Origin of the sequence: Acetobacter zythi (assembly GCF_963921165.1) — a bacterium.
In the GTDB taxonomy this organism is placed as follows: Bacteria; Pseudomonadota; Alphaproteobacteria; order Acetobacterales; family Acetobacteraceae; genus Acetobacter.
The window spans coordinates 91961-101200 of sequence record NZ_CAWUEO010000002.1; the positions used below are offsets into that span (position 1 = coordinate 91961).

The window sequence follows — 9240 nt, forward strand, 5'->3', positions numbered from 1 at the left end:
ACGTGCCAGCCTCCGGCTCAACCCGGACATAAGCCGCGCCATGTATTGGCACAGATCGACGGGCTTTGCCGCACAGGCAATAACCTTGCCTACTGAAGACCGGACCAGACCAGAAGCATCGGGAGACAGAATGTCTGATATTTCCGAATTCATTACGAATTTACCCAAGGCCGAACTGCATTTACACATTGAAGGGTCCCTTGAACCCGAAATGATGTTCAGACTGGCCCATAGGAACAAAATTAATATTCCTTTCCGGTCGGTAGATGAGGTTCGGTCCGCCTATAATTTTACGAATCTTCAGGATTTTCTGAATATTTATTATGCAGGCGCTAATGTTCTGATCGAAGAAGAAGACTTCCGAGATCTCGCCGTTGCTTATTTTGACCGTGCCGCCCAAGATGGTGTGACACATGCTGAAATCTTTTTCGATCCGCAGACACACACCGACCGCGGGATTCCGTTCAATGTTGTGATCAACGGCCTTCTTGCCGGGATGAAGGAAGCTGAAGAAAAACACAGCATTAGTTCAAAGCTTATTCTGTGCTTTCTGCGTCACCTTGATGAAGAAGAAGCGTTCAAAACATTCCGGACAGCTGAACCATGGTTTGACCGTATCGTCGGCGTGGGGCTTGATTCATCTGAAGTCGGACATCCTCCTTCCAAATTTGCTCGTGTTTTTGCCGCAGCGGGGGACGCTGGTCTAAAGCGTGTGGCGCATGCAGGTGAAGAAGGGCCACCAGAGTATGTCCAGCAGGCTCTGGATATCCTGCATATCGACCGACTTGATCATGGCAACAGAGCTTTGGAAAACTCCGAACTGACAACACGTCTGGCCCGAGAAGCTATGGCGCTGACAGTGTGCCCTCTCTCTAATCACAAGTTACGGGTCGTGAATGATCTGTGCGATCATCCAGTGGACCGCATGCTTGCACATGGACTGCGTGCAACAATCAACTCTGATGATCCGGCATATTTTGGTGGATACATAGGCGACAATTATCGCGCTGTCGCAAAGGGACGAAACCTGTCTCGGGAAGCATGTATGACTTTAGCGCGAAATAGTTTTCTCGGCTCCTTTCTGAATGACTATGAAACTATGGCTCATCTCCAGAAGTTGGATGCCTTTTTCCATAAACATCATGAGGTGGACTTATGACGGCTTTGTCCCAGCATGGGATTCTTGTTACACGGCTGCGGCTTCCAAAGCGGGTATCCTGATATCCTAAAGGCATGGATGATACCATAGATATACCCGAATTCATCATCGAAGAACGGTCTTACTATATGTGGAGGGAAAGTAGGACTCGGTATCGCCAACTCCCTTTGCGAACCTGATACCAAGCATCCGCAACCTAACTCTTTGGTGTGCTGCCTAAGTAACTGTTTCATAAGCCCATAAACGGCTAAAAACCTTGAGGCACGCCCCACTAACTTGGACAGCATTACTGATAATAATATTGAGTTTAGGTTCTGTTGACAAAAGATGGTGACCACAGGCTGACAGCAGCGAAATTGAGAAAGACGAGGAAGGATTTCTTCGTTTTGTCATAGCGGGTGGCGATATGGCGGAACTGCTTGAGCCTGTTGAATATCCTTTCGATACAATTTCGATCACGGTATATTCCTCCCACAGCGCGCTTCGCGCCCGCAGCATCGCCTCCATGAGATCGAGCGTCAGGGCATTCTGCGCCACCGCCTCACCACGTACGGCAGCATCAAATCGACCACGAGATGTGCCACCAAGGCGGATGCCCTCATAAAGCGTAAAGCTTACGCATCCAGAGCTATGTCCGCTTCCGCCTACATGTCAGACATACATGCCTCTGATTAGCTTTCCACATAGCAGACACGCTTCAATTATTCTGATGAGGAAACAAATTTGATTTCAAAGCCCCTAGAGAACTTTACTTTTACGCTTTGAGAAGAATAGCCCCCATAGCCTGCCGAGATGCGAGACGCTTATAAGCTTGCTCAAATTCCTCCAGTGTCCATGCACTATCAATGACTGGACGAACAGCATCCTTCTCAACAAAAGACCGAATAATGCTGAATGCATTGGACACGGCCTCGTCCGTTTCCAGCCATGCGTCGTATCCGAGAAGGCGTTTCTCATGAACGACAATTTCAGCCAGATCCAGACAGGCTTCAGCACCGCCAGCAAACCCGATGGATACAACTAACCCCCGTTCACGCACCGATTTTATCAGTTCCCTGAGCAGAGGGCCGCCAACTGGATCAAAGGCGAGGTCGGCTCCCTGACCAGCCGTAAGGGAAGATACAACATCCGACAGAATCTCAGTTGAGAGATCTATAACCTCCGCCGCTCCACTCTTACGGGCAGCTTCTGCCTTCAGGGGGCTGGAGACGACTGCAACAGGCCTCGCCCCCAAAGCTCGCGAAAGCTGGATCAAGGCGTGACCGACTGCTCCGGCCGCTCCTGAAATCAGAACCGTCTGCCCCGCTTCAATGCGTCCGACACGGGTTAAGGCCTGATACGCAGTCACATAATTGATAGGGAGTGCTGCGCCTTCGTCCAAACTGATAGTATCAGGCAATTCGAAGACATGGCTGTTTTTGACAGATACATATTCCTGTTGCAAACCGTCTTCCGTGATCCCTAATTCACCGCCGCCGTAAATTGCAACACGTGCTCCAGATTGAAAGAGGTCACTATCCTCTACCGTACCTGCGCCGTCATTGCTCAGAACGAGAGGCGCCTTGGCTTTGTTGAAAAGACCTCGACGAATTTGCCCGGAAAGTTGATTGACGGTCGCGGCATGCATTTTGATCAAAGTATAACCTGGCCGAGGCAAAGGTTTAGGACGTTCCTCAATAGCCATTGAGGGGGCTGTTCCAAAAGACGTGCAAACCAAAGACTTCATGATGCTTCACCCATGCAGAAAAAACATTAGACACTCACAAAGTCATTCTGCCTTTCTGTGGGTAGCCAGATAGAAAGCGCTCAGAATAACAATCAAAGCACTCATCCAGAAATTGGCTCTCAGCCCGAAGTGATCGACTATCGCGCCTCCAAGACTTGAGCCAACCGCAATGGCAACCTGCGCAGTAAACGTGAACATGGCGGCCGCTGCTTCTGAATGTTCGGTCTCGATACTGCGGTGCCAGGTATTCAGGCACAGTGGCAGAGCCCCCCAGGCGATGGCCCAGAGAAGAATGAGCACCGTTTCAAATTTCGGAAACACCAGCAGCACCGGCAGGAGCAGAAAGGGTATTGCCAGCGATATTTTCGAAGCAAAAAGCGTTGCTTTGAGATTATTTTCCAAAAAGCGGGTAGCCACAAGGTTAGATGCAAACCCGATAGCACCATAAGGCAACCTGCGAGCAGAATAAGAGAGAGCCATAAAATAATCCTGCGACGATCTGTGCGTCCGGAAAACAGCATGACTCCGGGAGCAGAAAGTGCTGCCATCATGCCCGGAACTGTCATGGTAAGCCCCGCCGTTCCGGAACTTATAGAAAATGTTCTCGAAATATCAGGCAGGATACCTACAGGAAGAAATTCGGTGGTGACTGACGCAAATGATCCCAACGCCAGGGACAGGACGGCCAGTCTCTGGCGACCAGAAGAAAGCTCCCGAGAAGTCAAATGCTGCATGATGGGAACATTTTTGCTGAAACTTCAGGTTGGAAAACTATATTCCGAGATTCCGCACTAAACATACAAACAAAAAAGAAGTGAGTATTTACTGAATGTGAAGTCATTATATTCATTTATGGCACCTATTCCCATATGAATTCAGATAGGAGCAATCCACACGACGTGGATACAGCCTCGGCCTTTTTTGGAGATTTTCCTGTCTTAAAATCGAAGGCTTTGCATGACTATAGAGTTTTTTATCAAAATGTTTGTGAATAACTTTCATCAATGAATGTCTATCAATTCTATTCACCTCATGAAATACTCCGTTGCATGAAGTGGTCCAGAAAATCTCGGATTTTTTACGAAAGAAGAAAGATAATCGCCATCACATCTTGCGTGATGGCGAGTTGTCTGATTGGGGCCGAGACAGACCGCGTGCACTTACCTTACAGGAGGTCTTCCATGGCGGATCAGAATTCCCAAACTTTGCGGCTTATTTTCCCGCAGTGGCAGGGCGGCGATAATCCTCCCTATTATCTTGGATCAAAACTTCTGGCCTGGCTGGCGCCTCCTTCTGCTGGCCCTGTTGAGGAAGTTCCGGTTGATGCTCCGACTGACGTTCCTCTGCCAGTCGAGGATAAAATGCGTGGACGCAGTGTTCTGCTGAAACAGATGCAGAACGCTCGGAAAATCATTGAACGCCATCAACCGAAGTCACTGGCGGTTCTGGGTGGGGACTGTCTTGTCTCGCTCGTGCCTTTTTCATGGCTTTCAGAACGCTATGGCGATAAGTTGGGTGTGCTCTGGATTGACACCCATCCAGACGTTCAGACCCCAAAGCAGTATACGAACGCACATGCGCACGTTCTGGGGGCTTTGTTAGGCCATGGCGACCCCGACCTGACGAAAGCAGTAACAAAGCCGGTTCCTGCAAAGAATGTGATGATTGCAGGCATCCACGACCCACTTCCGTTCGAAGCCCAGTTTATTGCGGACCATGGATTGCGGACATGTTCACCCCAGCAGGTGCGGGATGGCGCACAGCCCGTCATGGAATGGCTAAAAAACAGCGAGATCGAAGTGCTGGCTATTCATCTGGATCTGGATGTGCTGGATCCGCACAACTTCCGTTCTCTACTGTTTGCAAAGCCGGGTCGTGGCAAGCATGATTTCGGAGATGTTGCCGAAGGCAAGCTCAACATTCCTGATGTTCTGAAACTGATTCAGGAAGTGGCGACCGAAAAAGAAGTGGTCGGTATGACAATCGCCGAGCACATGCCTTGGGATGCGGTAAACCTGCAGGAAATGCTCAAACAGCTTCCTCTTATCGGCAGTTAAACCTTCGTGCCAGAAAGCCTGTATTCGTAAGAACAGGCTTTCTCATTTTACTTTCATTTCCTCGACAAACAGCGACAGAGGCATCGAATGTCGATGGTGTCGGGGGTAGAAGAGATGAAACCCCAGATGCGTCGGACAGAAGGCTTCCAGAACTGATATCAGTTTGCCATTCTGGATGTGTTCTTCTGCAACAATTTTAGGGATATAGGCGAGGCCAATGCCGTCCAGGCAAGCATCGCGCGCACTGAACACATTGTTGCATACAAATTGGCCGACGGGCTGAAACTTCAGGTCTTTTCCCTTCTGTCTGAAGCGCCACGGATAAATCTTTCCGTGGGTTGGCAGGCGCACACCGATACAGTTTTGCGCTTGCAGACCCGCCGGATTTTTGGGGACGGCATGACTTTTGAAATAGGTCGGAGCCCCAACAACCACAAATTGGATGTCAGGCGATACAGGCACTGAAATCATGCCCTGTGTCACCAGTTCTCCAAGGCGCACACCCGCATCGAAGCCTTCATCCACGATATCAATCAGGCGCAAATCCGTTGAGATCTCAAGGGAGATTTCGGGGTAGTTCTTTAGAAAATCTGCAATACGGGGTCGCAAAAAGAAGCCCAGAGATTCATCTGTCACGGTGATCCGGAGATTGCCTCTGGGGCATTTACGGAATTCATCAAGACTAGCTATCCGGTTCTCGATTTCGTCGAAAAGCGGCTGAATATTTTGTAGCAGATAGTCTCCCGCAGGCGTGGGAACGACACGCCGCGTTGTTCTCGTCAGAAGGGTGACGCCCAGTCGTTCCTCCAGAAGACGCATGGTGTGGCTTATTGCGGATGGCGTAACACCTCTGCGGGCCGCCGCCTTCGTGAAGCTCCGTTCTTGAGCAACTGCCAGAAAAGAAAGCAGTTCGCTAAAATTTTCTCGTGACACTTGGTGACCTGAACCCTATTTTATCACTTGTTATCACTGACGATCTTAACACCAAATACCTTTGGGATTGCAACAGCACCAGCTTGTTGAAGGGGATGTCGCGGGACGAACTCAGGCTGATTTTGGGAATAGCGGTCGCCATGGCGAAAAACTCCATGACGGGCGGACAGGAGACTCTCCCCCACCCTCTCAACCCGTCACAGAAATCCGCGCAGCCCTCTGTCTCTGTCTGCTACACCGAGACAACCTCGCACCCGCTTTTTCGGCAGAAAATGTCGGCAATGGCGGGGAAGCGAAATGTCTGGTTTGGAGCAACCAGACAAGTTTTTGCCATTCGCTCGATTATGTCTAACGATCTCTGCGCCCTGCCGCTCCGCCTGCTCTGGGCTGTTGCTGATCTTCAGCATCGGGCATGCCTTAATAAGGGATCACGCTTCTATTTTAGGTGAAAACGGAACGTCTAGTATTAATAAAGAACATACATTTAGGAAAAGATGAATTTTACAACCTGTAGCTTCAGACACACTCCAGCTTCAGGGGACTCATCTGATCCTTCGTTTCCATACAAAATCCCCACGAGCCCTTGCTCGCTACACACGGCTCCTCCTGAAAGACCTTTTATGCTAGGTGTATTTATGACAAATCGAGCACGATTAGATTTGATAATATTCCCAGAAATAGTAGATACAACTGGTTTCGAAAACATATTTATCCCAGCATAACCTTCAATATGCACTTCTTGTCCTTCTTCAATATCGACAATAGATTCGATATCATAAGATTCGTAATTGCAAAGAAGAGACCTCTGATCATATGACAAAGATACCGCCATAATATCAATCAAACCATTTTTAACTCTCGGGTTTGGTATAACGTTAAAGGTTTTCTTTCCGTCTTTAGAGAGCGGAATTATGATGTCCGTTCCCAATACACTTAGAGACGCACCATTAAAATTTTTTGCATCTAATGTAGTATTTAAGACTCCCGTTACAATGTGAACGCAGGTAACGAGCCAACTTTTATCATTAGCGGAAACAATAAATCCGGTTCCACCATTGTTAAAGCATCGTAGATGGGATAGGGTAGCCCACGTTTTTCTCCAAATTTTCTATCAATATATTTTTTAAAGAAATATCACTTGGTCAATATGCACTTTTGATGGACCATATTCAATAGCTTTGGGGTCGGCGCGGGACGATACTCGTTCGTTACATGCTACGTCTGCTTAGAAGAAACATATGGTTGCACTTTTGTGTCTAGAAAGAAGGCGTAAGCGGACTATTTCCTGATTTCTGTGAGCCCAAGCTCGTACCACATCCACCCGAAATCGTAGGCGGCCATCCTCGCCTTCCAGGGTACTGTCCCAGCGCGAGGCGTTGATACAGACGGGGCGGACCTCAACACCATGCTCCCGGGCATCGCGCACCAGCTGCGCCGGCGCATAGAAGCCCATGGGTTGGGAGTTCAGGAGTGCCGCCAAGAACACGTCCGGGTGATGGCATTTCAGCCATGACGAGGTGTAGGCGAGGATCGCGAAGGATGCGGCATGGCTTTCCGGGAAGCCGTAGGAGCCGAAGCCTTCGAGCTGCTGGTAGATGCGCTGGGCGAACTCTTCCGGATAGCCCTTGCGCGTCATGCCTTCGAGCAGGCGGGTCTGGAAGTGCGACACGGTGCCGGTATTCTTGAAGGTCGCCATCGCCCGACGCAACCCGTCCGCCTCGGCGGCGGTGAAGTCGGCGCAGACCATCGCCACCTGCATCACCTGCTCCTGAAACAGCGGCACGCCCAGCGTGCGCTTGAGCACCTCTTCCAGTTCGGGAGTCGGGTAATCCGGCTCTTCCAGCCCCTCCCTGCGGCGCAGATACGGATGGACCATGTCGCCTTGAATCGGGCCGGGTCTCACGATCGCGACCTCGATCACCAGATCATAATAGGTGCGCGGCTTGAGGCGCGGCAGCATCGACATCTGGGCGCGGGATTCGATCTGGAAGATGCCGATCGTGTCCGCCTTGTGGATCATGGCGTAGGTCCGGGGATCCTCGGCCGGGATGGTCTGAAGCGTGAAATGCTGGCCCTTGTGCGCGGCCAGCAGGTCCAGCCCCTTTTTCATGCAGGTCAGCATGCCGAGCGCCAGGATATCGACCTTCATGAATTTCAGGGCGTCGATATCATCCTTATCCCACTCGATGATCTGGCGGTCCTCCATCGCCGCCGGTTCGATCGGCACCAGCTCGCCCAGCCGGTCGCGGGTCAGCACGAACCCGCCGGGATGCTGCGAGAGATGCCGCGGCACACCGATTAGACAGCGCGCGAGGTCCAGCGTCAGGCGGATACGCCGGTCGGTCAGATCGATCCCGGTCTCGGCAAATTTCTCTGCTTCGACATGCCGCGACCAGCCCCAGATCTGCTTGGACAGGAGCGCGATCACGTCCTCCGGCAACCCCATCACCTTGCCGACGTCGCGCAACGCGCCCCACGACCGCCGTCAGCGCCGCGCGGTCGCGGCCGTAATGGTCATAGACCCACTGGATGATCTCCTCGCGTCGGGCACCGCCATACCGGTGCCGACAGCAGCCCCTGCCCCAAGCTGGGGGGCGCCGGAGATCAGACCGTTGGCGATGCTGCCGCCAAAAATCGACAGACCGACAATTGCAAGAGAGGCCAGCACCACCGAGGTCGCCTGTCCGATCGTAGGAACGGCATCGCCATAAGACGTCGCAAACTGTTTGAAGAGCACGGAGGCGATGGCGGAGAAGGACGGTCTGCGGCAACCGGTCTCTATCTCACTGGGCGGAAGCATCGGCGCTGTCGCCCCTGCTCCTCTCTACGCGCATCACGGCTGGCTCGGCTGTGCTGTCCTGATCGGTCTGGTGGCCTTGGCCAGCACGGCTCTCGCACGCGTGGCATGGCAGGAAACAGTCGTTAACGCATAAAAGAAGAAAAAGCTGATCTGAGGCACAGACGGGATCAACGTAGTTGCCCAAAACGCTTCCTGCATTCGGCGGGAGTCACGCCAAGATGATGCTTAAACACACTTTGTACGCAGACACCACAGCCAGCATAGACTCTGGCAGTGAGCGCCTCGTCGTCCGATCGCGCAATTTCCACTGAACAAAGGGTCATCCAGCAGGAATCACGTTATCGTGATAATGCCACGTTTTAAGCACTAACTACGCTGCGCTTTCACTCCCATTTGCATCCTATACGCATCCTGCGCGTGGAGCAGAAACGCAAAAGGCCGCCCGATGGGCGGCCTAAGCGTTTGATATTAAACAGAATTCATGGTTGCGGGGGCAGGATTTGAACCTGCGGCCTTCAGGTTATGAGCCTGACGAGCTACCGGGCTGCTCCACCCCGCGGTGGTG

At 51.6% G+C, this 9240-nt stretch carries 7 protein-coding genes, 1 tRNA gene and 4 pseudogenes; 4 read left to right on the forward strand and 8 right to left on the reverse strand.

Annotated elements, in window-relative coordinates:
• Positions 1-130: 130 nt before the first annotated feature.
• Positions 131-1159 carry an adenosine deaminase gene (locus AABE20_RS03995; protein ID WP_338331958.1) on the forward strand — a complete coding sequence of 343 codons (1029 nt, stop codon included), beginning with the start codon at positions 131-133 and terminating at the stop codon, positions 1157-1159.
• A gap of 459 nt (positions 1160-1618) precedes the next feature.
• On the opposite strand, the pseudogene AABE20_RS04005 reads toward AABE20_RS03995, so the two are convergent.
• From AABE20_RS04005 to AABE20_RS04015, 3 genes and pseudogenes are all read right to left on the reverse strand, one after another.
• Positions 1619-1756, reverse strand: a pseudogene (locus AABE20_RS04005) (IS110 family transposase); the annotation flags it as partial.
• Positions 1757-1913: 157 nt separating this feature from the next.
• A complete protein-coding gene (locus AABE20_RS04010) occupies positions 1914-2843 on the reverse strand; it encodes a quinone oxidoreductase family protein (RefSeq protein WP_338331959.1) in 930 nt (309 codons plus the stop codon).
• Between the two features lie 84 nt (positions 2844-2927).
• Positions 2928-3365 carry an MFS transporter gene (locus AABE20_RS04015; RefSeq protein WP_338331960.1) on the reverse strand — a complete coding sequence of 146 codons (438 nt, stop codon included), beginning with the start codon at positions 3363-3365 and terminating at the stop codon, positions 2928-2930.
• A 39-nt stretch (positions 3366-3404) separates the two neighbouring features.
• On the opposite strand from AABE20_RS04015, the gene AABE20_RS04020 reads away from it, so the two are divergent.
• Together AABE20_RS04020 and AABE20_RS04025 are read left to right on the forward strand one after the other, a co-directional pair.
• A complete protein-coding gene (locus tag AABE20_RS04020) occupies positions 3405-3680 on the forward strand; it encodes a hypothetical protein (protein ID WP_338331961.1) in 276 nt (91 codons plus the stop codon).
• Between the two features lie 386 nt (positions 3681-4066).
• The gene (locus tag AABE20_RS04025; protein WP_338331962.1) at positions 4067-4942 is read left to right on the forward strand and encodes an arginase family protein; all 876 of its coding nucleotides are present in this window, start codon (positions 4067-4069) and stop codon (positions 4940-4942) included.
• A 42-nt stretch (positions 4943-4984) separates the two neighbouring features.
• Here the strand turns inward: AABE20_RS04025 and AABE20_RS04030 are convergent, their stop codons facing one another.
• The 4 genes and pseudogenes from AABE20_RS04030 to AABE20_RS04045 form a co-directional block, all read right to left on the reverse strand.
• Positions 4985-5875, reverse strand: coding sequence for a LysR family transcriptional regulator (locus tag AABE20_RS04030; protein WP_338331963.1), 891 nt, complete (start codon positions 5873-5875; stop codon positions 4985-4987).
• A gap of 484 nt (positions 5876-6359) precedes the next feature.
• Positions 6360-6980 (reverse strand): trypsin-like peptidase domain-containing protein, encoded by a 621-nt coding sequence (locus AABE20_RS04035; protein WP_338331967.1) that lies wholly within the window; start codon positions 6978-6980, stop codon positions 6360-6362.
• A 234-nt stretch (positions 6981-7214) separates the two neighbouring features.
• Positions 7215-8424 (reverse strand): annotated as a pseudogene (locus AABE20_RS04040) (error-prone DNA polymerase family protein); the annotation flags it as partial.
• Positions 8424-8627, reverse strand: a pseudogene (locus AABE20_RS04045) (P-type conjugative transfer protein TrbL); the annotation flags it as partial. The pseudogenes AABE20_RS04040 and AABE20_RS04045, both read right to left, overlap by 1 nt.
• Positions 8628-8630: 3 nt before the next feature.
• Between AABE20_RS04045 and AABE20_RS04050 the strand changes: the two are divergent.
• A pseudogene (locus tag AABE20_RS04050) lies at positions 8631-8808 on the forward strand (MFS transporter); the annotation flags it as partial.
• Positions 8809-9157: 349 nt separating this feature from the next.
• On the opposite strand, the gene AABE20_RS04055 reads toward AABE20_RS04050, so the two are convergent.
• Positions 9158-9234: transfer RNA gene (locus AABE20_RS04055), tRNA-Met, on the reverse strand.
• Positions 9235-9240: the final 6 nt, after the last annotated feature.

Coding starts and splice junctions, on each gene's coding strand:
- AABE20_RS03995 (WP_338331958.1), top strand. CDS start 131: ATGTCTGATATTTCCGAATTCATTACGAATTTACCCAAGGCCGAACTG.
- AABE20_RS04025 (WP_338331962.1), top strand. CDS start 4,067: ATGGCGGATCAGAATTCCCAAACTTTGCGGCTTATTTTCCCGCAGTGG.
- AABE20_RS04015 (WP_338331960.1), bottom strand. CDS start 3,365: ATGGCTCTCTCTTATTCTGCTCGCAGGTTGCCTTATGGTGCTATCGGG.
- AABE20_RS04010 (WP_338331959.1), bottom strand. CDS start 2,843: ATGGCTATTGAGGAACGTCCTAAACCTTTGCCTCGGCCAGGTTATACT.
- AABE20_RS04020 (WP_338331961.1), top strand. CDS start 3,405: ATGACTCCGGGAGCAGAAAGTGCTGCCATCATGCCCGGAACTGTCATG.